This is a genomic window from Bifidobacterium longum subsp. infantis ATCC 15697 = JCM 1222 = DSM 20088 (assembly GCF_000269965.1).
Taxonomy (GTDB): domain Bacteria; phylum Actinomycetota; class Actinomycetes; order Actinomycetales; family Bifidobacteriaceae; genus Bifidobacterium; species Bifidobacterium infantis.
In genome coordinates, this window is the sequence record NC_017219.1 from 319,314 (window position 1) to 345,743 (window position 26,430).

General features: G+C 58.1%; 20 protein-coding genes and 4 pseudogenes. 10 read left to right on the top strand and 14 right to left on the bottom strand.

The window, feature by feature from the left end:
- Positions 1 to 235 precede the first annotated feature (235 nt).
- Together BLIJ_RS14540 and BLIJ_RS01405 are read right to left on the bottom strand one after the other, a co-directional pair.
- Positions 236 to 712: pseudogene (locus tag BLIJ_RS14540) on the bottom strand (transposase); the annotation flags it as partial.
- Positions 713 to 744: 32 nt separating this feature from the next.
- Positions 745 to 2,103, bottom strand: a complete 1,359-nt coding sequence (locus BLIJ_RS01405) for an IS256 family transposase (protein WP_012576708.1) — start codon at positions 2,101 to 2,103, stop codon at positions 745 to 747.
- A 134-nt stretch (positions 2,104 to 2,237) separates the two neighbouring features.
- Here BLIJ_RS01405 and BLIJ_RS15330 point away from each other — a divergent pair, with 134 nt between their 5' ends.
- From BLIJ_RS15330 to BLIJ_RS01425, 4 genes and pseudogenes are all read left to right on the top strand, one after another.
- The gene (locus tag BLIJ_RS15330) at positions 2,238 to 3,701 is read left to right on the top strand and encodes a site-specific integrase (protein WP_012576709.1); all 1,464 of its coding nucleotides are present in this window, start codon (positions 2,238 to 2,240) and stop codon (positions 3,699 to 3,701) included.
- A pseudogene (locus BLIJ_RS01415) lies at positions 3,700 to 3,990 on the top strand (transposase); the annotation flags it as partial. The gene BLIJ_RS15330 and the pseudogene BLIJ_RS01415, both read left to right, overlap by 2 nt.
- 77 nt (positions 3,991 to 4,067) lie before the next feature.
- Positions 4,068 to 4,457: a chorismate mutase gene (locus tag BLIJ_RS01420; RefSeq protein ID WP_012576710.1), complete on the top strand. Its 390-nt coding sequence runs from the start codon at positions 4,068 to 4,070 to the stop codon at positions 4,455 to 4,457.
- 121 nt (positions 4,458 to 4,578) lie between these two features.
- The gene (locus tag BLIJ_RS01425) at positions 4,579 to 6,621 is read left to right on the top strand and encodes a hypothetical protein (protein WP_012576711.1); all 2,043 of its coding nucleotides are present in this window, start codon (positions 4,579 to 4,581) and stop codon (positions 6,619 to 6,621) included.
- A 357-nt stretch (positions 6,622 to 6,978) separates the two neighbouring features.
- Here BLIJ_RS01425 and valS read toward each other — a convergent pair whose 3' ends face one another.
- The 8 genes from valS to BLIJ_RS01465 form a co-directional block, all read right to left on the bottom strand.
- Complete coding sequence (gene valS / locus BLIJ_RS01430) at positions 6,979 to 9,714, bottom strand: valine--tRNA ligase (RefSeq protein WP_012576712.1); 2,736 nt, start codon at positions 9,712 to 9,714, stop codon at positions 6,979 to 6,981.
- Positions 9,715 to 9,857: 143 nt separating this feature from the next.
- Positions 9,858 to 11,384, bottom strand: a complete 1,527-nt coding sequence (locus BLIJ_RS01435; protein ID WP_014484535.1) for an ABC transporter substrate-binding protein — start codon at positions 11,382 to 11,384, stop codon at positions 9,858 to 9,860.
- A gap of 60 nt (positions 11,385 to 11,444) precedes the next feature.
- Positions 11,445 to 12,131, bottom strand: coding sequence for an endonuclease III (gene nth / locus BLIJ_RS01440; RefSeq protein WP_012576714.1), 687 nt, complete (start codon positions 12,129 to 12,131; stop codon positions 11,445 to 11,447).
- 58 nt (positions 12,132 to 12,189) lie between these two features.
- Positions 12,190 to 12,972 carry a winged helix-turn-helix transcriptional regulator gene (locus BLIJ_RS01445; RefSeq protein WP_014484537.1) on the bottom strand — a complete coding sequence of 261 codons (783 nt, stop codon included), beginning with the start codon at positions 12,970 to 12,972 and terminating at the stop codon, positions 12,190 to 12,192.
- Between the two features lie 179 nt (positions 12,973 to 13,151).
- Positions 13,152 to 13,856, bottom strand: coding sequence for a hypothetical protein (locus tag BLIJ_RS01450; RefSeq protein WP_012576716.1), 705 nt, complete (start codon positions 13,854 to 13,856; stop codon positions 13,152 to 13,154).
- A gap of 109 nt (positions 13,857 to 13,965) precedes the next feature.
- The gene (locus BLIJ_RS01455) at positions 13,966 to 14,544 is read right to left on the bottom strand and encodes a manganese efflux pump MntP (RefSeq protein ID WP_012576717.1); all 579 of its coding nucleotides are present in this window, start codon (positions 14,542 to 14,544) and stop codon (positions 13,966 to 13,968) included.
- A gap of 173 nt (positions 14,545 to 14,717) precedes the next feature.
- Positions 14,718 to 15,212 carry an inorganic diphosphatase gene (locus BLIJ_RS01460; protein WP_003828172.1) on the bottom strand — a complete coding sequence of 165 codons (495 nt, stop codon included), beginning with the start codon at positions 15,210 to 15,212 and terminating at the stop codon, positions 14,718 to 14,720.
- A 227-nt stretch (positions 15,213 to 15,439) separates the two neighbouring features.
- A complete protein-coding gene (locus BLIJ_RS01465) occupies positions 15,440 to 17,680 on the bottom strand; it encodes an alpha-1,4-glucan--maltose-1-phosphate maltosyltransferase (RefSeq protein WP_041981642.1) in 2,241 nt (746 codons plus the stop codon).
- Positions 17,681 to 17,922: 242 nt separating this feature from the next.
- Here BLIJ_RS01465 and BLIJ_RS01470 point away from each other — a divergent pair, with 242 nt between their 5' ends.
- From BLIJ_RS01470 to BLIJ_RS14660, 4 genes and pseudogenes are all read left to right on the top strand, one after another.
- A complete protein-coding gene (locus tag BLIJ_RS01470) occupies positions 17,923 to 19,887 on the top strand; it encodes a cell surface protein (RefSeq protein WP_014484538.1) in 1,965 nt (654 codons plus the stop codon).
- Positions 19,888 to 20,000: 113 nt separating this feature from the next.
- A pseudogene (locus BLIJ_RS13255) lies at positions 20,001 to 20,102 on the top strand (transposase); the annotation flags it as partial.
- Positions 20,103 to 20,155: 53 nt separating this feature from the next.
- Positions 20,156 to 20,848: an alpha/beta hydrolase gene (locus BLIJ_RS13260; protein WP_014484540.1), complete on the top strand. Its 693-nt coding sequence runs from the start codon at positions 20,156 to 20,158 to the stop codon at positions 20,846 to 20,848.
- A gap of 233 nt (positions 20,849 to 21,081) precedes the next feature.
- The gene (locus BLIJ_RS14660; RefSeq protein WP_014484541.1) at positions 21,082 to 21,231 is read left to right on the top strand and encodes a hypothetical protein; all 150 of its coding nucleotides are present in this window, start codon (positions 21,082 to 21,084) and stop codon (positions 21,229 to 21,231) included.
- 673 nt (positions 21,232 to 21,904) lie between these two features.
- On the opposite strand, the gene BLIJ_RS13270 is transcribed toward BLIJ_RS14660, so the two are convergent.
- Entirely contained in the window at positions 21,905 to 22,210 is a 306-nt protein-coding gene (locus BLIJ_RS13270; RefSeq protein ID WP_197535188.1) for a VOC family protein, read from the bottom strand.
- Positions 22,211 to 22,392: 182 nt separating this feature from the next.
- Positions 22,393 to 22,515: pseudogene (locus tag BLIJ_RS13275) on the bottom strand (Maff2 family mobile element protein); the annotation flags it as partial.
- 199 nt (positions 22,516 to 22,714) lie between these two features.
- Here BLIJ_RS13275 and BLIJ_RS01490 point away from each other — a divergent pair.
- Positions 22,715 to 23,536, top strand: a complete 822-nt coding sequence (locus BLIJ_RS01490; RefSeq protein WP_014484542.1) for a hypothetical protein — start codon at positions 22,715 to 22,717, stop codon at positions 23,534 to 23,536.
- A 416-nt stretch (positions 23,537 to 23,952) separates the two neighbouring features.
- Positions 23,953 to 25,176: a tyrosine-type recombinase/integrase gene (locus tag BLIJ_RS01495; RefSeq protein ID WP_012576724.1), complete on the top strand. Its 1,224-nt coding sequence runs from the start codon at positions 23,953 to 23,955 to the stop codon at positions 25,174 to 25,176.
- Positions 25,177 to 25,186: 10 nt separating this feature from the next.
- Here BLIJ_RS01495 and BLIJ_RS14890 read toward each other — a convergent pair whose 3' ends face one another.
- On the bottom strand, positions 25,187 to 25,591 hold the full coding sequence (locus BLIJ_RS14890) for a BsuBI/PstI family type II restriction endonuclease (protein WP_231837848.1): 405 nt from the start codon (positions 25,589 to 25,591) through the stop codon (positions 25,187 to 25,189).
- Positions 25,519 to 26,136 (bottom strand): truncated deoxyribonuclease, encoded by a 618-nt coding sequence (locus tag BLIJ_RS01500; RefSeq protein WP_014484544.1) that lies wholly within the window; start codon positions 26,134 to 26,136, stop codon positions 25,519 to 25,521. Before BLIJ_RS01500 ends, BLIJ_RS14890 begins: the two co-directional genes overlap by 73 nt.
- Between the last annotated feature and the right edge of the window lie 294 nt (positions 26,137 to 26,430).

Consider the following 26,430-nt stretch of genomic DNA (forward strand, 5'->3'; position numbering starts at 1 on the left):
CTGTCAAGTGCGGGACGCCGTTATTGTTGGAATTTGTTCCCATTTATGCTGAAATGTGTCAGCGGTAGCATATTTAACCCTATAGCCGATGGATTTATCAAAAAATCGATGAATGCGGCAAGGTATGACCGTCTTGGCTGACGTAAGCTGAAGCCACAACAGAAGAACGAACCAAGATAAACAGGCCGCACGAAAAGAAAAAGGCCTTTCGCTGTTTGGTGTGGGTGGGAGCCGGTCAGGTGGTGACGGTTCGTAGGTCGAGTCTGCCGCAGGTCAGGTAGATCATCGTGGAGAAGTACTCCATGTTGCGGAAGCCCCGGGCACGGGTCTTGACGTGCCGGATGACGCTGTTCAGGCCCTCGAGGACCGCGTTGGTGCGCCGGTGGTCGAAATAGGCCAGGATGTAGTCCCAATGGCGGCGCAGCTGTCGGGCCAGGGCCTTCATGGGCTCCAGCCGTGAATGCATCATCCACGAGCACAGGGCCCTGAACCCGGCCTCGGCCTCCGCGCGGCTGGCGCTGTCGGCGTAGATGTCCTGCAGGGTCTCGCGCATCCGGCAGGCCCGGGCGGTCTTGAGCCGCTGTTTTTGCAGGCCGCGCTTGGTCTCCAATTGGAGTTCGGTCAGGCTGGACTCGTTCCCGGGCCACAGGTATTTCGTGCGTTTGAGCAGCGCGTTGTGCCCGCCCTCGGCCTTTCTGACCCTGTCGACGGAGCTTGTCAAGTTATTTGTGTTTGGGGTGTGTTTTATAAATAAGGTTCCATTCGTTCGGGGTATGCGGCCGCGAGTTGGGCGAGGGCCTGTTTCCAGTTGGTCGTCATGCGCCCCTCGATGAGCCTTCCCTCGCTTTTGCGCCTGGTTTTGTTGCCGTCTTTGGCGCGTTTGAGGCTGCGTTTGTCCTCGATGTCGCAGATTGCCAGCCAGAACAGCTTGACCACGGCCTGGTCGTTGGGGAACTGGCTGCGGTTGCGGCTGACCTTGCGCGACTGGTAGTCGGGCGATTCGATGCTGTTGGTGGTGTACGCCACCCGGCGGAGCATGGGCGGGAACCGCGGGAACGGGACGAACCGGTCCCACGAGCGTTTCCACGTGGCGGCCACCGACGGGTATCTCCGGCCGAGCTCGCTTTCCGCGAACTCGCCGAGCGCCTTTTCCGCGGCCTGCCCGTTGGGCGCGCGGTACACGCTCCTGAGCGCCGCGCACACCCTCTTCCTGTCGTGGTCGGCGACGAACCTGTTGGCCGCGCGTATCGGGTGCGCCACGCAGGTCCGCGCGATCGCCTTGGGCCACGTGGCCTCCACGGCCTCGGGCAGGCCCTTGAGCCCGTCGCAGCACACGATCAGCGCGTCGGCCATGCCCCGGTTGGCCATCTCGGCGCACACGTGCGCCCGGAAGGAGGCGCCCTCGTTGTCCTGGACCCACATGCCAGGCACATGCTTGAACCCGTCCATGTCGACGCCGATGGCGATGTGCGCCGCCTTGGGCAGCACTCTGCCGTTGTCGCGCACCTTGACCCTGACGGCGTCCAGGTACACGACCGGATAGGACTCGTCCAGCGGCCGCTCCTGCCATTCGAGCACGGCGTCGCTCACCGCGTCGGTGATGTTGGATATCGTCTCGGGGCTCAGGTCCGTGCCGATCGTCTTGGCGAGGTGGTGCTGGATGTCGCGCACCGTCATGCCGCCCGCGTACAGGGATATGATCATCTCGTCCAGTCCGCCCAGCCTCCTGGAATGCTTGGGCGCCAACCTCGGGGTGAACGAGCCGTCCCTGTCGCGGGGAACCTGCACGGCCGCCTCTCCCACCGGCGTGGACGGCGTCTTGGGATACGAGCCGTTGCGCGAGTTCGCATGCCCGCCGCCCGCCTTCGACTCCCTGTCGCCGGGCGCGTAGCCCAGGTGCGACGTCATCTCCGTCTGCAGGCCGCGTTCCAGGGCGGCCCTCGTGAGCTCGCCCGGTAGTCCGCCGTCGCCGGTGAGCTCGATCTGCCCGCCGTCTATCCGTTCGAACAGGGGGTCCAGCGCTCCCGACGCGACCAGCGAGTCCACCAGGGACCGCGAATCCGTCACGGCACCATTGTCGTTCCCGGCCACATCGCCGGCCATAGGCTTCACTGCCTCGGTCACCATGATCGTTTCCTTTCCATCAGATGATCCCATACACAAACAATTAGACACCCTCTCAGAATGACCGGCCGGCGTTTTTCGTCGCCTCCACCGGCAGCCCGGTCTGCCCGAGCATGCCCGGCGTGGTGTTCTGCCGCGTCTGGACGCAGGCTGGGCTTGCGTGGCCGAAAGCCGGCAAACGGCCCAGACCCTATGATTTCCGGCATCGGCTCGCGTTCGCGAACATCGAGCGATGGGCTCGCGACGGCATGGACGTGATGGCGATGCTGCCCTACCTGGCGGCCTACATGGGACACGCCGGCATCGGCAGCACCCCCTACTACGTGCACGCCGGCCCCGATTTCATGGACGGGTACGCGGATATCGTCGCCGACGCCGAACGAGTGGTCCCCGGAAACGGGGGGACCATGAACACGGCAAGACCGATGAACACCAGGCCGGACGAACCGGATTTCTGGCGTGTCGCGCGCGGCTGGCTGCACCACCGGCTTTCCCGCGTGCGCGGCAACTCGCCGAAGACCGTCGAGGCATGCCGCATCGGCCTGGAATCCTACATCCGATGGCTCGAGACCATGGAAGGCGTGGAACGCGACGACATCGGGTTCGGGCATTTCGACCGGGCGCACCTGGGCCGGTGGGTCGAATGGATGCGGGCCGGACGCGGATACTCGGACCGCACCATCATGCTGAGGATGACGACGATGCGCGCATTCCTCGGCCACGCGAGCCTCGAGCATCCGACGTTGACCGCATTGGCCAACGACGCGGCCGGCATACGTGTCAGACCACCCGCGCGAAAACCCGTCGACCACCTCGGGGAGGAGCACACCAAAGCGTTGCTGACCGCATGGGGCACCGGCGACGCCAAATCGCGCAGGAACCGCATGCTCCCGATCCTCATGTACGACACCGCCGCCAGGATCGGCGAACTCGCCGCCCTGACACTCGAGGACGTGAGGATGGACGAGCCGGCCAGGATCACGATCACAGGCAAACGCGGCAAGACACGGATCGTGCCCATGGGAGAAAGGACGCGACGTCACCTGACGTCCTACCTCGACGAATTCCATCCCGACACGGACGGGAGCGACGGAGCCAGACCGTTGTTCCACTCGACGAGGAACGGCACCATCCGCCCGCTCTCCGTGGACCGGATCGACGAGATCCTCAAAACCGCGGCGTCAAAGGCACGCGGGACGTGCCCCTCCATGCCCGGACGTATCCACTGCCGCCTGATACGACGGACCCGTGCCATGGACCTCTACCAACAGGGCGTGCCACTGCCGACCGTCATGCAACTGCTCGGCCACGAAAGCATGAGCACCACCAGCGCGTTCTACGCGTTCGCGACCCTCGACATGATGCGCAAGGCCGTCGACGCGGCCGACCCCGGCCCCGACCCGCCAAGGAGACATGGCTCAGCGAACAACGGCTCCGACAGCTCCGCACCCTCAAATAGCCAGAAAACGTTAAACCGGGAAACAACACGGAATGCGGCACTCCCACCACAATCCCGAACCGTTTCCCGGCTTAACAACAAACCCGGCTTAATCACTGTTAAACCGATATCGGTTTAACAGCGACATGGGATGGCAGTACCAGCACCCATGGTGGCGCGAGGAACTCGAACGACTGAACATCCGCCAGTCGATGAGCCGCAAGGGCAACTGCCTGGACAACGCCGCCACCGAACGGGTGTTCGGCCACTTGAAGGACGAGTTCTACAGGGGACGGGAGTTCGACTCGTACGAGCAATTCAAGGCCGAGCTCGACGCGTACATCGTGCACTGGAACACCAAACGACGCCAGATACGACTCGAGGGACACACTCCGGAGGAATTCCGGAACATGTCCCTCACAGCTTAAACCCTGTATCCTGATATACAACGTCCAACAAACGTCGAGTATCGCACAAGGACTCGAACGGGAGTATTCTCGATATCATGAGCGAAACGAGCAGCGACTGGCAAAAGACCACCATTGATTCCGCCCAAGCGGCGGCTCACCCGGAAACCGCGCAGGCGGTGGCGCGCATCAAAGCGCTGCGCCAAACCATCGATAACATCGATTCGGCGGCCATCGCATTACTGGCCGAGCGGTTCAAGACCACCTCGCAGGTCGGCGTGCTCAAAGCCAACGCCGGATTCGCGCCCGAAGACACCAAGCGTGAGGACTATCAGATCGAGCGCCTCCACCGCATCGCCATCGATGCCGGGCTTGATCCGGAAATTGCCGAAATGTACCGTGAATTCGTGGTTACCGAAGCCAAGAAGCGCCACCAGCGCATAGCCGATGCCGGTGGCGACCCGGGCGTACTCGACGTATTCGCCTGATTCGCCCGCAGCGAATGGGCACCTTTCGGATATTCGTCTATAGGGCAAGTTGCCTGCAGCGACTACATTAATACGGGAATGGAATGCCCATAGTGGCCGACTGTATGAATGGGATACGTAGATGAGATGTGGCACCGCACTGGTCAGTTGCGCATTGTGCGTGGCTTCGATTCTCGGCGGTGCTTGGATGTCTCGTCCGACTCCGGTTGATTACGGTCCGGTGCTCGCTACGGCAAGTGATATGTACGCCGTCACCGATGCCGAAGGGGAGCCGGTCCGTTGGTATGTGGTAGGGAAGGGCGGCGCCGGCAATGGCGCCAGTGCCGATTCCGGCAATAGCGGTTCCACTGATACCGATTCCGCCAATAGTGATTCCGGCACGTCCAAGGTTTCTCGTGTCCCCGCTTCCGCCGCCACCCTGCCATGGAAAGTCAGCGTCACCTACTCGCTTGACGGTCCGAACGTCGAGGCAAACGAGGTTGCCGGCGCGTCTGGACTGATCGGCGTGTATATCGATATTAAGCCGCAAACCAAGGAGGCCAACCGTACGATCCCGGTTGTCGCCTTTACCGTGCCTACGCAGGTAGCCGATGATGTTTCCGCTGACAACTCCATTACGGTGACCATGCAAGGTTCCAATACCGTAGTCGCTGCAGCTGGAAAAGCCGCAACCGGCTTGGAATTCAGCTGCTATATGAACGCCAAAGACTTCTCCATGAGTTCCGTGGCGCTCGCCGTATTGCCTTCCAATTCCAGCAGTCCGGCAGTTGGTGCTAATCCCGATGCCGCGAATGCTGCCGCACAGCCTGCTGCCGATACGGATGTCGCCCAACTCACCGCCTCTGCCGCCACACTGGTCGATGCGCTGACCGACGCCGGTTCCGGTGAACAGCAACAGCTCATCGAGCAGCTTCAAACCCTGCGCGATAACGAGCGTGCGCTGAACAAGTCTGTAGTGGCCGAACGCGAAACCGCCCATAAGCGGACGTTTGAAGACTATATGGCCGCGTATGTGGGCTCATATACCACGCACCTGTCTGGATCGATTGGTACCTCCACCCAGTTGCCGGCGTTGATGGGCACGGCCGGCGAACTATCCGGGGACACGCCTTTGGCTCAAGCCGTACTCGACTTGGCCAACGCGGTGAACAACGTCAGTGCCGCACATCAGCATGCCGGTGCGGTCGATGCGTTGGACGAGGTGATTCGCCGCATCCAGCAGCAAGGCACCAGCGGACTGGTGGATGATCTGACCGCCGAGGCTTCGGAGGAAGCCACTCGAGGCTCCAAACAATACGCCGATGGACAGAGCCAGCTCTCCGCCGCAATGATTCCGTATTCGATGAAATACACGGACTTCTATACGGCCAATTTGAGCGCCCTGACCGGTGGCACGTCCTCGGGCGCCACCGCTTACGAGAGCCAAGCCATCGCCGAAACCAACGGTAGCGATGAACTCGCCGACGCTCAATCCAAGGTCGATGCCGCGATGAGCACGCTTGCCACCGCCTCCGAGCATACGGGCAAAGCCACGGCCTTGCGCCAGATTGTATTGCGATTCTCCGATCAGTTCGAAGGCGGCACGTCCTCGGCTTCCGGCAGTGATGGTGATGGCTCGTCCGGTGATGTCTCTTCCGGTCCGGTGACCGAGGCTCAGGCACTGACTAGCCTGGTCGATTCGCAATCGCAATCGTTCTACGGTAAGACCCGGGCCACCCAAGCCAAGCGTAAGGCCGATGCCGCCCGTAAGCAGGCCAAAGCCGTGCAACAGCAGCAGTCGCAGCATTCCAAGGCCTCACTGGTCGATGACACCATGTCCATGTCTGCTGGCGATGTGATGAACTATGCGGGTGGTCTTACTTCGGCCATCGGTGGTGGTGATAAGTCCGACTCGTCTAAGAGCGCTGGTTCGGGAACGAACGACTCAGCCAAGTCGAGCGATACTGACGATTCCGGCAACAATCTTGACACCGCTCCAGTACTGTTCGGTTTTGGCACTGGCGGCACGCTGCTCAAGCACGATATGAACGCGCTGATTAATGAGACCGTGAAAATCAGTGATGCTGGCACGCTCTTGGCGCAGGCCGTCGCGCAGCTCGACAGCCCCAATACGCAACAGAAAACCGCCGAAACCCGATATCTCATCGTGATTCCGACGGTGTGATGGTGTATGCGGGAAAATCCGCATGGGACAGGTGCCCAATACGCGTAAAGTGCGTTATCGGTGTGGGACGCCGCGTCAAAAACTGGCTTTTTCGATGCGGCGTCCCACACCCTCTTGTAAGTCAGAGCTAACTATAGTTTGAAGAATGGCTAAATTCCAAGGATCTGTTGATTTGGTCTGTGGGACGCCGTGTATATAAAACGTTTGACACGCGTGGTGGCCCACGCTATTGTGGGCCGCCAGCTTACAATGCGGGATATTTGCGTGCCGTCCCACAGTCGTGTCATCCGAACGTCAAAAAACAAAAGAGGGGAACCTCAATAGGAGGTTCCCCTCTTTTGCTGCTGCGCGCAACGCTCAGTGCTTTGGCTTCTTGACTGGTGGCTCACCGAGCTCGCTGGCTTCGACGGCGACCTCGGTTTCGGGCGCGTCTTCGGCGGCGGATTCCTCGGCGTGCTTGGCCACCAAGTCGAACTTGCCGACCACGCGACCGGCCTGCGCGATATCGCCCAAGGCGGCGTGAATCGCGTCCACACCTTCCGAAGCAGCGGACAGCGCCACGGACAGGATCGGGGTCTTCATGGAGACCTTGGCCTCGGACTTGATCTTGCGCAACTGCTCGACGGCCTTGCCCGCCCAAGTCAGCAGCTCGGGGGAAGCACCGGTGGCGGCCTCGACATACGGGTCCACGACCGGCCAGGCGGCGCGATGCACGGAACCGGAACCGGCGTGCATCCAGCTCCACACTTCCTCGGTGGCGTACGGCAGGTACGGGGCCAGCAGACGTGCGAAAGCGTCCAGGCCCAGACCCAGAGCGGTGCGGGCGGACTTCACAGCCTTCTCGGACGGCACATTGCCGTGCTCGTCCGGAGTGCCATAGGCACGGTTCTTGACCAGTTCGATGTAGTCGTCGCAGAACTGCCAGAAGTAGGACTCGATGACTTCCAGCGCCTTGGAATGCTCGTAGGATTCCAGCGCCTCGGTGGCCTGACGCACCACCACGGCCAGCTTGGCCATAGCGGCGCGATCCAGCGGTTCGGTCACATCGGCCGGGTTCCACGCGGCCTCGGCGGCGGCACCCACATGATGGTTCTCGTCCTCGCGGCCGATGGCCAGCGCGAACTTGGTGGCGTTCAGCAGTTTGATGGCCAGTCGACGGCCGATCTTCATCTGGCCGATGTCATACGTGGCGTCCAGGCCTAGGCGGGCGGCGGCGGCCCAGTAACGCACGGCGTCCGCACCGAACTTCTCGATCGGCTCGTTCGGCACCACGACGTTGCCCTTGGACTTCGACATCTTCTTATGGTCGGGGTCCAGGATCCAGCCGGACAGCGTGGCATGGGCCCACGGCAGGCACTTGTTCTCCAGATGCGCGCGATCGACGGTCGAGAACAGCCAGGTGCGGATGATGTCCTGACCCTGTGGGCGCAGATCCATCGGGAAGGTGGACTTGAACAGGGCCTGAGAAGCCTCATCCGGCTCAGCCCAGTGGGTCACGATCTGCGGGGTCAGCGAGGAGGTGGCCCACGTGTCCATGATATCCTTCTCGGCGGTGAAGCCGCCGGGCACATCACGCTGGGACTCGTCGTAGCCCTCCGGCACGTCGATGGTCGGATCGATCGGCAGGCGATCCTCGGACGGAGTGATCGGGTGATCGTAATCCGGCTCGCCGGAAGCGTTCACCGGGTACCACAGCGGGAACGGGACGCCGAAGAAGCGCTGACGGGAGATCAGCCAGTCGCCGTTGAGGCCGTGCACCCAGTTCTCATAACGCACGCGCATGAAGTCGGGGTGGAACTCGAGTTCCTTGCCGCGCTCGATAAGCTCGGCGTTCAGCTTGGCGTCGGTACCGCCGTTCTTCAAATACCACTGGCGGGAAGTGACGATCTCGAGCGGCTTGTCGCCCTTCTCGTAGAAGTTCGTCATACGCTTGGTCGGGGTCGGCTCGCCGTCCAGATCTCCGGACTCGCGCAGCTTGTCGACGATGATCTTGCGGGCGGAGAACGTGGTCTTACCCGCGGTTTCGGCAAAGACCTCGCGGCCGGCCGGGTCCTCGATCCAGTCCGGGGTATCCATCACGATACGGCCGTTGCGCTGGATGATCGGGCGGGTGGGCAGCTTCAGGTCGCGCCACCACTCGACGTCGGTCACATCACCGAACGTACAGCACATGGCGATGCCGGCACCCTTGTCCATTTCGGCGGCCGGGTGCGCCAGAATCGGCACCTTGACCTTGAACAGAGGGGAGTAGACGTACTGGCCGAAGTACTGCTTGTAGCGTTCGTCGTTCGGGTTGGCGATCAGCGAGGTGCAGGCCGCCAGCAGTTCGGGGCGGGTGGTCTCGATGTAGATCGGGGTGCCGTCCTCAAAGCGGAAGGCCACCTTGTGATAGAAGCCGGGGTATTCGCGGGACTCGAGTTCGGCCTGGGCCACGGCGGTCTGGAAGGTCACGTCCCACAGACCGGGGGCGTCCTGCTGGTAGGCCTCGCCACGGGCGAGGTTGCGCAGGAAGGCCTTCTGGGCCACACGCTGCGGGTGCTGGCCGATGGTGTGGTAGGTCTGCGACCAGTCAATGGACAGACCCAGCTTGCGCCACAGGGCCTCAAACAGCTTCTCATCCTGAGCAGTCAGACGCTCGCACAGCTCGATGAAGTTCTTGCGGGAAATCGGCACCTGATCCTTGGCGTCGATCTTCTTGCCATCAGTGCCCTCGAACGGCGGCTTGAAGTCGGGGTCGTAGGGCAACGACACGTCCACGCGCACGCCGTAGTAGTTCTGCACGCGGCGTTCGGTGGGCAGGCCGTTGTCGTCCCAGCCCATCGGGTAGAACACGTCGTAGCCGCGCATGCGCTTGTAGCGTGCGATCACGTCGGTGTGCGTGTAGGAGAACACGTGGCCCACATGCAACGAACCGGAGACGGTGGGCGGCGGGGTGTCGATGGAGTAGACGGCCTTGCGGTCGCGGGTATTGCGGAATTTGTAGGTGCCGTCTTCATCCCAGACGGCTCGCCACTTGTCCTCAAGTCCGTCCACACCGACCTTGTCGGGCAGCGGGGTGAGGTTGGCGTTGATGATGGATTTGCCTTCAGTCATAAAGCCAAAGTTTATGCACGTTGCATGACAAGCCGAACTGTACAGTAAACAGCCCAGTAGGCTGTTCGCAGGCGAGGTACGAACGATCGAACGATAGTGAGCCAAGGACTATCGGGCGTAGCCCGTCCGTGACTGAAGGTTGCCTATTCCACCGTCAACCCGGCCAGCGGCATGCGGCGATTGATCATCGAGGTCGGGTAGCCGGAGACCTTGGTGGACGCCACAGTGAAGCATTTGCGGGTATACAGCCAATCACTGGCCGCATCCTCGCTGATCAGCCGGGCGTACGCCTTCATTCGTGCCTCATAATCGGCGTCATTAGTGGCGGCGCGAGCATCCGCATAGGCCTGTTGCGCTTCGGTATGGTCGTAATGGAACATGGAATCAGGATCGGCGAATATGCCGGCATCATCCGTGCCGTCCATGCTCATCACGGTCAGTTCCCATTTGCCGTCCTTGATTCGTTTGGCATAATCCTCATCGGAGAGCACTTCAAGGTTCACCATGGGGCGCGGCTGCCGCTCGATCTGCTGCTTGATGGTTTCGGCCAACGACCGGTATTCTTCGGGAACCACCAGATTCACCGTAGTCAGATATTGCGCGCCGAAGTAGGAGAACATCTGCCCGGCTTGGTTTTCGTCATGCGGGTACAGTCCGGTCAGATCTTCGTATCCGGGTTCCAGCGGGCTGATGGGGCCGCCCAATGTTCCGGCTGCGTCGGGTTGGGCGGAGGCGATGCCGGCTGCGTCGATTTGATAGCGGAAGGCTTTACGCGCCTGTTCGTCGGAGAGCAGCGAATCGGTACCGTTGTTGTAGGCCAGCAGCACCTTATCCGTAGTGGCCCCCTCCTTGACGGTCAGGCCATCCTTGCCGTTCAAACCGGTGGCCGTCGAAGCCGAAACCGGTGCCGCCATATCGAGACTGCCGTCGGTCAGGGCCTTGCTGAGCGCATCGGCGTCGGAGTATTGCATAAATTCAATGGCCTGGCTGACCGTTTTGGTGCCATGGTAGGTATCGCTGCGCGCCAGCTTCAGGGAATGGCCAGGCTGGAAATCGGCCACGATGAATGGTCCGGAACCTATGGCCTTGCGTTGATAATCGGCACTGGACGACTCGGAATCGTAGACAATGCCGAGTCTGCCGGACAGCGCTCGCAACAGCGTCGGATTGGGTTTGGCAAGCGTGATGACCACCGTGGCGGCGTTCGGATTGGTGACCGACGCCAGATCGCCCAATTCGTCGACGTCCGCCACCTTGTTGGTCACGTTCTGTTGCAACGACCACACGGCGTCCGAGGCGTCCAACGTATGACCGTTCGAGAAGGTGACGCCCGATTGCAGTGTCAGGGTGACGGTCAGTCCGTCATCGGAAGTCTTCCAGCTTGTCGCCAGTCCCGGCTGAAGCTTGTTGTCTTGATCGACGGTCACTAATGTCTCATACACATTGTCGATGAGCAGACGTTCGGCTGCCGCAGAGGAATCGGACCGAATATCCAAGGATTGCGGCATATCGCCGATGCCAATGGTCACATCGGCATCGAGAGGCGATCCCGGCTGGAACCGGTTTTGCATGAACGTCCATCCCACAACCACGAGTGTGCCGAGTGCCACGGCGACTCCGAGAAAAATCCCCCACTTGGACCATGTATTGTTCCGCTTGCTGTGCTGCATGGTCTTCAGTCTAGCGGTGGACTCAGCCTAGAATCCGCAATTCACCATGATGGGCATGAGCTAGTGCTTGGACGTGCTCTTGCCGGCGGGCGGCGCATAGCTAGGGCAGGTGTCGGACAGCGGGCAGTTGGCGCAGTCAGGGGTACGTGCATGGCATGTGGCCCGGCCGAACAGAATCAGTCGGTGGCTGAGATTCGTCCACTCTTCGGGCGGAAAACAGGCGGTGATTTCCTTCTCGATTTTCACGGGATCAGGGTGCGCGGACCGCCAATCCGACCGCCAACGCAGTCGTCCGGTTACGCGCATCACATGCGTATCGACCGGGAATCCGGGGATATCGAATGCGTTGCCGAGCACGACGTTCGCGGTTTTGCGGCCGACCCCCGGCAAGCTGGTCAGTCCATCCATCGTGCGCGGCACCACGCCGCCGAACCGTTCGTCCAGTGCCGTGGCCAGTCCGATGAGATGCTGGGTTTTCGAACGATAGAACCCCAGTGGATGAATGATGTCTTCGACTTGGGCCGGATTCGCGGCCGCCAAGTCACGAGCGGTGGGGAAGGTGGCGAAGAGTTCGGGGGTGACCGTGTTGACGCGCTTGTCGGTAGTCTGGGCGCTGAGCACGGTGGCGATCAGCAATTCGAGCGGATTCGAGAAATGCAGTGCACAAGCTGGTGCCGGAATCACTTGGCGCAGAATGTCGTATTCGTCATGCATGCGCGTGAGACGCGCGGATTTGGTTTCTCTCATCGTATGGATCTAAGCGGCGTAGTGTCGATGATTGATAGTTTGCAGCGCTGCTGGTCTGTCAGGCGGCGGTGTTGAGATCGGGAGTATCGTCATCGATGTCGATGGCGGCAGAGGATGCTTTGGCGGCCTGCTGTGCGGCGGCAGTTTCCTTATCCGTCTCCGGCGGGTCGAATCGGTAGCCCACGTTGCGCACGGTGCCGATGAGGTGTTCGTATTCACCGCCGAGCTTGGCGCGCAGACGACGGATATGCACGTCGACCGTACGAGTGCCACCGTAGTAGTCGTAGCCCCATACTTCCTGCAGCAACTGGGCGCGCGTGAACACGCGGCCGGGGTGCTGGACCAAGTACTTGAGGAGTTCGAACTCCTTGTATGCCAAATCGATGGGGCGTCCATGCAGGGAGGCGGTATAGCCGTTGGTGTCCACGATGAGGTCGCCGGAGCGAATCTGGCCATCTTCCACCGTGGTGGTGGATTCGGCGGGAGAACCGGCTGCTGCGGCTGTGGGAGCGTTGCCGCGCTCGGAGACCAATCGCAATCGGCCCTCGACTTCAGCCGGGGAAGCGGTGGTGACCACCACATCCGCAATGCCCCACTGGGAGTTGACCACGGTGAAGCCGCCTTCAGTCAGCACCAGTACGATCGGCGTGGATAGGCCGGAAGCGTGGATGAGGCGGCACAAGGTTTTGGCGGTCGCCAGATCATCGCGTGCATCCAGAAACAGAATGGTGTTCTCCGGCATCTTCACCAAGCTGGCTGCATCCATCGGCAGTACACGGACGCGATGAGAAAGCAGGGCGAGTGATGGCAAAACGGTGGCGGGGTCGCTGGCGAAAGTCATCAACGTAAGATCCGTCACGCTAATCCCCCTTTATCCTGCAATGTGTTACGCAATTGCTTGGTGTGGCCGTACGAGTCGTCAGCGGCGTTATGCCGCTTTCGCAAAGTTTTCATTATTCTACGCGCTTGTAGTGGACACATAGGTTACAAGTTTGCGGAATATGGAACGGCGGACGTCCATCAACCGATGATACGGCCGAGCACCAGTGCGGTTGCGGCGATGGTCACGCCCATCAGCATCACCGGCATCAGGCCGGTGCCGATCCACGGATAGCGGATATCCGGGTCCGGATCGGCGTCGCGCACCCACAACGTGGAGGCCACGGCCAAGGCCAGTCCCAAAACGATGAGGATGATCAGGGCAACGGTTCCCGCAACGGTGCCCTTGGCAAGCATTGCGCCCAAATCAGGCAGGAAGCACCAGCCGGCCACGGCGAGAGCCGCCACGCCGGAAGTCACGGCGTGGGACAGGGCACGGATGAGATGGTCCCGCTTCTCGCGGGCCATCTGACGTCCGAACGAGAAGACCACCAGCATGACCAGCAGCAGGCCCATGGCCAACGCCCACGAATACCACGGAAGCGTCGAACCATCCGCGGCGGTCTGGTCCGGCGGCACCTTGCCGGCGGGGAACGGCACGGTGACGAACATCAGGGAGGCCGCGCCGAACAGCAAGGTGACGACGCGATCCAGCATCGTGCCGCGCAACGGCCAGAAGACAAGGAACACGACCAGCGTCAGGCATGCGACGACCCGGGGGGCGGTGGGGTCGGCGCCGGGCAGGGTGACGGCCGCGGCCGCGATGAGCAATGCGTAGGCCGACAGCTGGACCAGCAGCATGCGCAGAACCTTGTTCTTGCATTCCTTCCAGGTGATTTCTGTCATGGTACGCCTCTCAGATAATCGAATCGCTACGTCAATCCTACGTCGGGCGTTGGAACGGTGCCGTCGAGCATTGATGGCCATCCGTGGCGACGAGATGCGTGACGGCAAGTCAGAACGCGATGACGCCCAGATGCTCCAACAGCACTTTGACGCCGATCAGAATCAACACCACACCGCCTGCGATCTGCGCGGGTTTCTGCCAGTGAGCGCCGAAGGCGCGCCCGATGTACAAGCCCGCCGCGGAGAAGAGGCCGGTCACCACGCTGATGCAGAGGATGGCGAACGGCACGCTGGTTGCCATGAACGCCAGACTCACGCCCACGGCGAAGGCGTCGATGCTGCACGCCACGGCGAGCGGCAGCATGTGCTTCCAGTCGAATTGCGCGGTCTCCTTGGCGTTCTCCGCGTCCTCCTCGTATGCCTCATGCACCATGTTGCCGCCGATGAACGCCAGCAAACCGAAGATGATCCAATGATCGAATGCGGTTACATACGCGCTGAATGCGGAGGCCGCGTAATGCCCCAGTATGAGGAAGAGGGCCTGGGAGCCGCCGAACCAGAGCGCCGATCTGACGGCATCCCCGGGTCTTACGCGGGAGACGGTGAGCCCCTTGCCGATGGAGACGGCGAACGCATCCATGGCGACGGAGACGGAAATGAGCAGGGTCTGAACGATTATCGCAATCATGATGTGATGGAAGGTTCATCGCCCGAACTCCAGACGATGGGCCTCGACCAGCGTTCCCACACGCCGCCTACGCCTAGCTGAAAAATACACCAGCACTATATCACGCGATGCACGTCGAACCAAAAAGGCGGGAGACCTCCGGAGAGGTCTCCCGCCGACGATTCGGAATCGAATCACTTGCCTTCGTTCGCGAGACGCTCACGCGCGGCAATGATTTCCTTTTCGGCGGCGTCAGCACCGGTCCAGTAGTCGCCCGGCAGGACTTCCTTGCCCGGCTCCAGAGCCTTGTACTGCTCGAAGAAGTGCTTGATTTCGGCCTTGTGGTACTCGTTGACGTCGTCGATGTCCTTGATGTCATCGAAACGAACGTCGGCGGGCACGCACAGCACCTTGTCGTCGCCGCCGGCCTCGTCGACCATGTGGTACAGGCCCACGGCGCGGCACTCGACCACGCAGCCCGGGAACACGGAGTTCGGAATCATCACGAGAGCGTCCAGCGGATCGCCGTCCTCGCCCAGGGTGCCGTCGATGTAGCCGTAGTCATCCGGGTAACCCATTGCGGTGAACAGGGTACGGTCCAGGAAGACGCGACCGGTCTCGTGATCGACTTCGTACTTGTTCTTGGAGCCGCGCGGAATTTCCACAACGACGTTGAAGGTTTCTGCCATGTCATTTCTCCTTGAAAATCGACAGTTACGTTATCGTCTCACCACAATACCCTGTTTGCGCCTGCAAAACAGGTGCGGAACTCAAGAAACCGTGCTGAGATTATGCCGACACTATGTCTAAACAGACGAAATCCTCCCGTTGAGGGGAGGATTTCTAGCGGTTTACACGCACGATATACCCGTGCGCGTAAACCGCATCACTGTTGCATTACCGTTGCACTACCGCATCACTGCACGGACAGGATGTGAGCCACATCCGCCCAAGGCGCCAGAGACACGTAGTTGTCCCAACCCCACTGGAATTCGCGGCCGGTCAGCTCGTCGCGCACGTTGAGCGGGCGGTCGGTGGGCAGACCCAGCTCGCCGAGTTCCAGGTGAATCATCGACTGGTGTGCGTTGTGTCCATCGAGGTTCACGACCACAATCAGCGTGTCCGCTTGGCCGGTGCCGGTCAGTTCGGCCGGCGTGTGGCGTGCGAAAGCCAGAATATTCGGGTCGGACGTAGGCAGCACGGTGAGGTTGTGGTAGCTCAACGCGGCCGGGTGGGCGCGACGAATCTTGTTGAGCGCGGTGAGCATCTCGGCCACGCCGTACTGCTTGGCCTTGCTCCAATCGCGAACCTTGACCTCGTACTTCTCGTTGTCGATCTGCTCTTCGAAGCCGGGGCGCTGCTTGTTCTCGATGAGTTCGTAACCGTTGTAGATACCCCAGGACGGCGAGCCCATGGCTGCCAGCACCGCACGCACGCAGTGGCCGGCTACGCCGTTGTCTCGCATGTAAGCGGTGAGAATATCCGGCGTGGTGGGCCAGAAGGTGTTGTGCTGGTAGTAGCCGTCGTCGCCATTGGTGACCGGCAGATACTCTTCCAGTTCGTCCTTGGTGTTGCGCCACGGGAAGTAGCAGTGGGACTGGGTGAAGCCCACGTAGCTCAGGGCGCGCATCATGCCTGGGCGGGTGAATGCCTCGGCCAGGAACAACACCTCGGGGTGCTTCTTCGTGACCGCGGCGATCACATCCTGCCAGAAACGCACCGGCTTGGTGTGCGGATTATCGACCCGGAAGATCGTCACGCCCGCCTTGATCCACAGGTCCATGACGCGCTCGACTTCCTTTTCGATGCCCGCCATGTCGGCGTTGAAGTCGATCGGATATATATCCTGATACTTCTTCGGCGGGTTTTCGGCGAACGCGATGGAGCCGTCCGGCTTGTGCCGGAACCAGTTCGGATGAGCCTTGACCCACGGGTGATCGGGCGAGCACTGCAGGGCGAAATCGAGCGCTACCTCCAGTCCGAGTTCGTGCGCACGCCGGCATAGGGCCTTGAAATCGTCCATGGTGCCGAGCAGCGGGTCCACGGTGTCGTGGCCGCCCAGCTCGGAGCCGATGCCGAACGGTGAGCCCGGGTCATCGGGGCCGGCGACCAGCGTGTTGTTGCGGCCCTTGCGGTTGGTCACGCCAATCGGGAAGACCGGCGGCAGGTAGACGATGTCGAAGCCCTCGGCAGCGGCGCGTTCGAGACCAGCCATCGAGGTCTTCAGCGTACCCTGAATGATCTTGCCGGTGTTCGGATCGATGGTGGCGCCTTCGGAACGCGGGAAGAACTGGTACCAAGCCGCGAAGCTGGACTTCGGGCGTTCCACCTTGAAACGCTGGGGCTGACTGGGGGAGATACCGTCGCGCAGCGGGTGAGTCTCGTGCAGGGCGGCGATGGTCGGGTTGTCGCCGGCGGCGAGACGATCCTCGGCGCTCAGCGTCTGATCGGCCATGGTCTCAGCGGCCTTCTCCAAGGTCTTGCGATCGCGTGCGGTCAGGCCGGCGTCCGGGGTTGCGGACCAACGGGCCAGCAGCTCGGCACCGGAATTGAGTGCGTTGTCCACGTCGTCCATCACACGCACCTTGATACGGGCGTCATGCAGCCAAGAAACGTACGTGTCTTCCCAACCTTCGATGGTCACGGTCCATTCGCCGAGCTGACGCTTGACGGCCGCGTAGCCATCCTCCCAAGGCTTCAGATCGCTGTGCTCGCCGCACTTGACCATCACGGTCCAACGATCGAGGCCGGGATTTATACAGGTCATGGCCTGGCGCATGGTTTCCTTGCCGCGCGGGTTGCGCACGATGGCGGTGGCACCCACCTTGGTGCGGCCTTCGATGAACACTTGGGCGGTCATCTCAAACGGTTCGCCGAGTTCCACGCGGGCGGGGAAGATGCCACGCTCCTCGGCGGGAGTGATGTCCATGACATTGATGCGGCCGAACTGGCCGGGCTCGTTTGCTTCGATGGACGGTGCGGGGGCTTCGACAGCCAGGCCTTTCAGCACTGCTGCGGCGCGTGCCGTTTCGGCGCTGACTCTCTTGCGCTTGGTTGCGGGGCTCTTTCGGGCAGAAGTCGCCTTTGACTTCGTCTTCGTGGTGTTGTTATCGGTATTACTAGTGCGCGTGGTCGCGCGATGTTGTACTGCTGCCATAAGGCCCTATTCTAGAGGCTTTTGAACATATGTTGCACATTGTGGATAACTTGCAGGTAAACGTTCGGTCAACCGCATGAGGTGGATAACTCGGCGGAAGAGTTATCCACAACTCGCCGGCAAACGGCAAGCTCGGACCACATAGGCCGAAAAACCGGCTGTAGCGAATGAAAATCTGCCATGATCGTGGCCTACCCGCACACAGTGCAGTATGCGGGGAACGTACCAGGAAAGGACGAATGATGATAACGACATGGCGGCAACGGGGCATGGCCATCGTAGCGATGCTGACCGGTCTGATAATAATGGTGGGAGTGGTGTTCGGCTCGGCGAATACGGCGTATGCCGCGACGTTGACGCCCGCCGACGAAAGATATCACGTGACGTTTCCATACAACGATATGGAATATTACGTCGGTGTCGCGGGGCTGGACGCTTCGGGCAACAAATACTACTGCATCGAAGCGGGGAAACTGAGCGACTATGTGATAGGCCCCACCACGGTGCTTGCCTCCGATGAGAACGCCCGGCGTATGGCATGGATCCTTGACCGGTACCGCGACACGGATGCCGCCACCCATGCGGCGATCGGCATCATCGTGCAGGATCACTTCGGGCGCGATCGGGACGAGTGGGCGAGACAGATGGCGGTCATTCAAGGCCGGTATCCCGAGATCGTGGCGAAGGCGGCCCAGATATGGGATCAATCGGCCGGCATGACGCCTGCGGGCACGACGGTGGAACGCACCGATGCCGAGGCTTTGCGCAGCGGTTCCATCTTGGTGAAAGTGGTGAACCGCGTCGGTGACGCGATCGCGGGAGTGCCGTTCACCGTCACCTTGCAGGGGCCGGCGCGGTTCGTCCAAGGCGGCAACACGTTCTCGGGGGTGTCGACGAGCGCCGGATCCTCGATCGCGTGGGAGGCGACCGGTGCCGGCGAGGTGACGGCGAACACCACATACGAGTATGGGCGGATGCACGTCATGGACAGCACTCAGGACATGCTGGCCTTCGATTCGATGGCTTCCGTCGGCGGTTCGTCGTCGACGTTCCAGGTGCGCAAGGATTTCGTTCCGTCGGTGTCCACGCAAGTGTCCGATAAGGTGCTTGATGCGGCTTCGCCGGTGTTCGATGATGTGACCAGCGGCGTGGGGGACGAGGGCAGTCATTGGGTGCCCGGTCTGAAGCTGCAGGCGCGTGGATACTATTTCGACGGGCTCGGCAAGGACGATCTGGGCAAGGTCATCGCGCCGAACGCACGGGAGAGCGCGGACGCTTTTCTCGCCCGGTTGGCGTCCTCGGGTCATAAGCCGAGTGCTTATGGCGAGGCGTCCTTCACCGGTGTGGGGCAACGGGTTCGTGTGCAGGCCATGACCAAGCCGGACGGTGACGCCGCCTATCTGACTCCGAAGACCGGCGGCTTTGGCACCTGGGTGTGGGTGTTCCGGCGGAGCGAGCAAAGCAAACGGGCGCAGGAATACCTTACCGGCGACTGGGTGAGCCCGTTCATGGAGGCTTCGGAAAGCAACGTGGGGCGCGGGAAGGTCGAAGTCATGTCGACGGTTACCGAACATTCAGCGGATATCGGCGCCGAACTCAGCGACACCATCACCGTATCGGGGTTCCCGGCGGACCACGGCCAGTTCATGGGCGATGAAACCTATGGTTTCACGGCGGATCAGCCGTATGCGACGGTGAGTGTATGGTGGTCCGGCGATCCCGACAATCCCTCCAACGATGAGGCGTACAAGCCGTCCGGGGGAGAGGTTCCCACGGAAGACGACAACCACCGGTTGCTGGCCACCTGGGAGATTCCCGCGATGAACGGCACGTTCAAAATCGGCGCCGGGGCGTTGGACGCGCATGGCGCTCCCATGCATCTGACCGCCGAACGGCATGGGTGGTACGTGTTCGTCTGGCGGTTCGAGGGGGATGACCGTGTTTCCCCGGCGTCCAGCCGGTATGACGATGCCTGGGAGCGTGTGCGGGTGCTTCCCCCATGCGAGCCGGAGAAACCGTGCGAACCGGAGAAACCCGAGACGCCGCCGGCGCCGGCGGAGACAACCACGCCCAACCCTCGCCCGTCACTGCCCGTCACGGGTGGCGATGTGTCGCTTGCCTCGGTTCTGGCCGTGTCGGTCCTGGCGATAGGCGCCATACTGTCCATCGTCGTTCGGTGGCGTCGTCGCTATGACCGATTCAACTGATTTTGCCGAGGATTCCCCCGCCTCTTAGCGGAAGCGTGGGCGGGGGATGAATCGGCTTTCCTTTTATGCTATACCGGCATTCAGTCGTACCTATCGGAAGCGAGGTGTTTGCTGTGAAACTCGAATCGAATCATCATTCGGTGTTCCTCATGCATTATCATCTCATACTCGTCGTGAAATACCGGCGCGAAGTGTTCGACGACACCATAAATAACATTATATTGTAGTGCTTACTTTTGCAATAATACTATTTCCAAGGAGATGCTATATGGAAAGAAATTTAATTTTGATTGATTCTATACCAACTGTCGTTTGGGGCAAAGAATCAGAAAAAATATATATTTATGTTCATGGAAAAAACGGGAACAAAGAAGAAGCTCTTTTTTTCGCCAATATTGCTGAAAGAAAAGGTTATCAAACTATTAGTTTTGATTTACCATCTCATGGTGAGAGAAAAAATAAAGATATTGAATGTAATATATGGAATGGAATACATGACTTAGAATGTATCTGGAAATATGTTCAACGTAACTGGGATAAAATTTATTTATATGCTTGCAGCATAGGCGCATATTTCAGTCTGCACGCTTATAAGAGCAGAAATATTGAAAAATGTCTTTTTCTTTCGCCGATACTAGATATGGATTATTTAATACATAATATGTTTTCATGGTTTGATGTAAGCGAGAATGAATTAAAGGAAAGACAAAAAATCGAAACACCGATTGAAACTTTATCATGGAAATACTACCAATATGTAAAAGAGAATCCTGTTCAACACTGGGGTATACCAACAGCTATTATGTATGGCAGCAAAGATATATTGCAATCAATAGAAATTGTTCGTCATTTTTCAATGAAATTTAATTGCCAATTATACATATCAAAAGAAAGCGAGCATTCATTTATGAGTGATTCTGATAGAAAAATTGTAACTGATTGGATAGAGGGAAGTATTTGAATCTCTTATTTTGTATAAATCTAAACCAATCTAATGCAGTCTAAGGTAAATATGGAGCTATCATCATCTATCAAGACAACGCTCACCGATGGTCTTTGCCGTTCATGCGGTCAGCGCGGTGGCTTGCACGGCGGCCCTGAGCCGGTCCTCGGGCATGGCTTCGGCCGCGCCGCCCAAGGGGAACTGTGCGGCCCCATGGGATCGCGACAGGGAGGCGTGCAAGGGTCGGAAACATGGTCGAACGCGTCTTCAACCGCATGAAGCACTACAGCAAGGCCGCCACCCGCCACGACGGGCTCGACGAGGCCTTTCTCGCCGACCCCCGGTCCATCCTCAGCCCCATCCCACCTGAAAAAACGCGGCCAAAAACCCAACTAGTGTAAACATAGGGGAGAAGCCCGTCATTTCTCATAGGCAATTCCCTCCATTTCCCGTTGTAGCTGCCGCAGGGTACGCCGGATATGGTAGCCTGCTGTGGTTCTGAATCGTCCGTAATGTCTGCCGATTTCTTCCTGTGTGTACTTCTTAAAAAATCCAGGTAAATCATTTCCCGTTTCTTCTCTGGCAACCGGAACATGGCAGCAACAAGGGAAGCGTTACAAAAGGTTACTGTCTGCCCGCAGATTGTGACGGGATATTCCGTGTCCGGTTCCGGGGAGGGAAAATATTCATCATCTGTGCTTAAAGGATAGTGCTTTTCATCAAAGAAATATTCAAGGAATATTTCTTTTCCCGTCTTTTGCACCTTTGCCGTCCTGCGTCAATTGCTGCATGGCGTATGACAATCTTACAGTAGGCGTTGAACGTATACTCGATATATTCCCGGTATGCTTCTGTATCGGTCGTGGAAATTCCCTCCCCTTCCTCCTAAAAGGGTGGTACTTGGTTTAAAAGTTTTTGTATGATAGAGAGGGGCGGCAGCACTTTTTGCTGTCGCCCCTTGACTGCCCATAAGCGAAAACAGGCGAGATTGTCAACGGCGGCTCGCAGAGCCGTTTATCTTGACCGTTGACTGGCTCGACTGGTTTTGCTAACCGTTCGACAAACTGGAAATTATCAAACAGGGGCTGTCAATTCAATATGATTCCCCTCTGAATCAATAAACTCTACTACCCAATTAGTGTTTATTTGCGTCAACGGAAAACATAGTTCTAAATCTTCAATTTTATTTCTAAGAATTTCTAAATCTGCAACATCAATACTGGGTAAGCAATTACTACCAAAACTGTGATTCTCATTCATCTTTTCAAAAGCAAATAAACCGAAACGAAATCCGTTTATATCAAAAACACTATAAATTTCGTTTTTTATAGTCACTTCTTTTTCAAAGAAACTCTCATAAAAACGGATTGCTCTCTCCATGTTCTTAACGCATAGATATAGTGACTTAATATGACAGTCCAATATTTCCTCCTCTCAGAACCCTGATTTGTCTTTTGGTTTCTGGTTTTATTTTATCGCATAAATATTAACTTCTCTATGAATTTTCCCTTATATTTTTCGGAATAGAGGGATAGCTGCCTATCAGATTTTAGTGTGTTACTTTACCGCACATGAGCATTGGAACCTGGGTTGTCCGATCCATAGCCCTCCAGCAGATTGACAACGCCCCACACGCCAAGTCCAGCGCCGAGGGCTACAACAAGAGCCTGCGAAGTATCAATAGCGGAAGTGAAAAACTACATAGAGCCTCCTTTTCTCCGGGATATTCCCGGCCATGAAAAAAGCCGCCATTTCTGGCGGCAGGTTACATACTTCGGGTGTGATGTCTTGGGGCATAGTTGACGGGTCTCCTGAGGCATGCTTCACATCTGTCGTGGGGCATCGTTGACATCGTTCGCCGGCTTGCGGTATTGGTGTTCGCGGGTGGCGTCGAGCGTCTGGCCGGCGAGGATCTCGCCGGTCTCCGGGTCGGCGAAGCTGCTGGACTACGTGCATGGCGGCGGCAAGGTCATCGGCACGTACATGTCGATGGACAACGGCTGCGACGAGACCAATCCGCTGTACGGCAACAGGATGCTGGGCGATTCCTATTGGGATCGGGATTTCATCATGCCGAACGACGAGGTCGGGGCGCGTCTGCCCAAAGAGGAGTTCGTCATGTACGAGCGTGGCGCGCGGGTGAGGACGGCGGGATCGCGGGTGCTGCTGGATTCGGTCGAACCCTACTTCAATCGTGAGGGGAGGTATTTCTGCTCCCACCTGCATGCCCCCTCGACCGGGAGGGTCGGGTTCCCCGCGGCGACGCGGTACGGCGACGTCGTCTATTTCTCCCACCCGTTGTTCCGCATCTACAAGGATTTCGCCCCGTCGTGGGTCAAGGCGATATTCGCCGACGTCCTCGATCTGCTGATGCCGAGGCAGCTGGTGCGCAAGGAGGACGGGCATACGGTCAGCGGGCTGGAGGTGCAGCTGCGCCGTTCGGGTTCGCGCAATTCGTTGATGCTGCATTGCCTGTACTACCCCTGCAAGAAGTCGGCCGCCAACCTGTACACGATCGACGAGAAGGTTCCGCTGTTCGACCAGCGCGTGCGCGTGTATGTGGGCGACGCCGAGATCGAGTCGGTCCGCGCGATCCGTCAGGGCGAGGTGATCTCCGAACGGGACTACACCGTGGCCGACGGGTATGTCGATCTGAACATTCCCAAGATCGACGGGTACGAGATCATCGAGTTGTCGCTGAAATGACGCACCGACTCAGAATCCCGGTCTAACGGCCGACATGGGGGTCTGGAATCGTCTCTAAGCCTTTGCCGAAGGCTCAGAGACATTGAATGTGGCTGCAGGGTGCGGGAGTTCCCTTGATTCCTTTGTACCATGGAACGCAAGAGGCCACCAGCCTTGTTGGCTGGCGGCCTCTTGCATGATTAGTAGCGGGGCATGGATTTGAACCATGGACCTCTGGGTTATGAGCCCACGTTTTCTTATATTGTTCTAGTTTGTTATTGTCTATTGTATAGTGCGACAATGGTTCGAAATACGGCGTTTTGTTTGTTTCATATTGGTTGTGATTGGCGAGTTTGTCCAACTTTTGTCCAGATTATTTGTGTCCAGATTTGTCCAAATCTGGTAGCATATAACCAACTGTTGAAGGAGTAGCTGATATGACGAAGCGGGAAACGTCCGGACAGATCACCGAACTGGAGCGAGGACGGAAGTATTCGATTCGCGTCCGTCTCGCTCCAGACAATGAACATAAGTCTTGGCATTGGTCAAAGTCGCGTAAGGTCTACGGGAACAAAGCCGAGGCCACGGCAGCGATGGTTGCCTACAAACAAGAACTCGAGGATGAGCGTTCCGGCAAGAACGTGACGGTGGCGGAATACGCTGACATGTTCCAATCCAACCGCAAGGCTCTCGGCACGGTTTCCGTGCTCACCATTGAGCGGGACCAACATGAGATTGACCACATCAAGAAATATCTTGGAGAGACAAGAGTAATCGACCTTACCTCGCAGCAGATCGAGAACGCCTATTTACGCATGTCGGAACAGGATGGAGCTTCGCCAGATGCCATTCACAAGGTCCATATGAAATTATCCCAGATCATGCGCAAGGCTTTCTTGGATGAGCTGATTAACCGCAACCCATGTGATGCGGTGGAAGGCGTCAGGCGCCCAAAGGTGAGCCAACAGAAGCGCAGGGAAACACGAATCACAAAGGAACAGGCACTCGCATTCGTTCACAAGATACGGCAGGAACCTCAAGACGGGCGAATTGTAGCGGTCTGGTTGGGCGTGGCCACGGGTCTTCGCCGTGGCGAAGCACTGGCGCTGGTGTGGGAAGACGTGGACCTAGACAACGCGCGATTGCGCATTCGTAAGCAGCTCGGCAAGGAGAAGATTCTGAAGGATCCCAAGACCGCCAAGTCTCGACGCACCATTTCCATCGACAGGCAGACAGTTGAATTTCTGAAGCAGTGGAAAACTCGCCAACATAATCTATTCCGCGCCGCAGGTGTTGAACAGCAAGATGATTCACCAGTATGCAGCAACGAATTATGCGGATTCTTGGACCCCGACAACTTCAGCCGTTGGCGTCGAAAGTTTTACGTCAAAGAAGGTCTGGCGCACTATACCAATGAGACTCGGTACGTTGATAAGCGCGGAGTCGAAAGGGTGAAACAGACTGGCTACGTCGGTCCTAATTTCCATGCGCTTCGTCGTGCTCAGGCCACACTACTCGTTGCTGGAGGCGTGGATCCTAAAACGGTTCAGGCTCGTCTTGGACACGAGAGCCTGAACACGACGTTGAATATCTATGCTGAGGAGGTAGGAGAAAACGACCGCAAGGCAGCTGACTTTATGGGAGAGCTGCTTCGCAGCTAATGTTAGTGGCCTATTCTCCGTATGGTCCCATGAAACGGGATCCGTTGAAGTGCATCATATGATCTGGTGTGTCGGCGCACCATGCTTCGGTTTCCCATGCTAGTAGGGCGAGGTATTTTTGCATGGTCTTGCGATCAGGAAAGCATGAGACCAATACGATTTTGTCCCACTGCTCGGAGAACAGTTCGTGCAGTTCATTCTTTCTGGTCACGTCAACCGGGCCGTGAGTACTTGCAGCTTCCATGAGAAATAGCCAGCCACGTTTTGCATCCCAAGCGATGACGTCTGGCGCCTTCTCGCGAGCCTTAAGACTGATTCCAAGTTCATCCAACAATGCGGGGTCTACGGCACCATGCTTATGGTCAGTATCGTCGATATAAGCGACTTGGCATCCGGGAGCAAAGCGTGGCAGCATATTTCCTCCACCATTGCTTTAATCAGAAGAGACTGACCACTTGGAGATAGACTCAGGGCAGCACCTGAAGGAAGAATCACAGGTGTTTTTGGCATATTCTTCCGTTCCTCTGCAAGAGATTGATAGGATTCATGCTGCTCGAGGAATCTCTTGAGAATCAATTCGAACTCGGACTCGCCGCGATGCAGCAGCATATTCAACGTGTCATTTGTTATACGGTAGTTCCATTTTGGAGAATTGATTGGGCGATCGGGTCGATCGGCATTCTCCTCCACTAATTCGGCGATTACGAATTGATGGAGCGTAAACCTGCGGATGGTTTCACGGGTATTTGGTTTGTAGTCCACTTCATAGTAGTCTCTAATCCAATCCATGATGGCGCGGGTTCCCAACATGGGATTGGTAGCCTGCTGCCAGTTGTCTCCGGGCTTGAGCTGAAGTAAGGCGAGCAATGTCATTGCGCTACGCTCATTTTGTTGGTCCTTGCCAACTCCAAGTTCGCGCAATGTGTCAATGGCATCAGCAATCAGCTGGCTTTTGTCCATGAAAAACAGATACTAAATTGAGAAAAGCCGCGTAAATACAGTATCTATCAGCAAAAAACCAAAAAGAAAATAAGGAAAATTACAACGAAATTACAACAAATGAAAGAGCCTGATGTAACGACTTATGCAAAGAAATACAGAGTTATGAAAAAATAACATTTGAAAAAGAGTGTCTTTTTCTATGCAGTGTAACAGCAACTATTTCATTTCTGCTTGATTACTCTAAAACTTATTAGTCTATGGTTTGTCAAGGGCTTGTTGCGTAAGCAATGCTGAACAGCACCCTTTACAAAA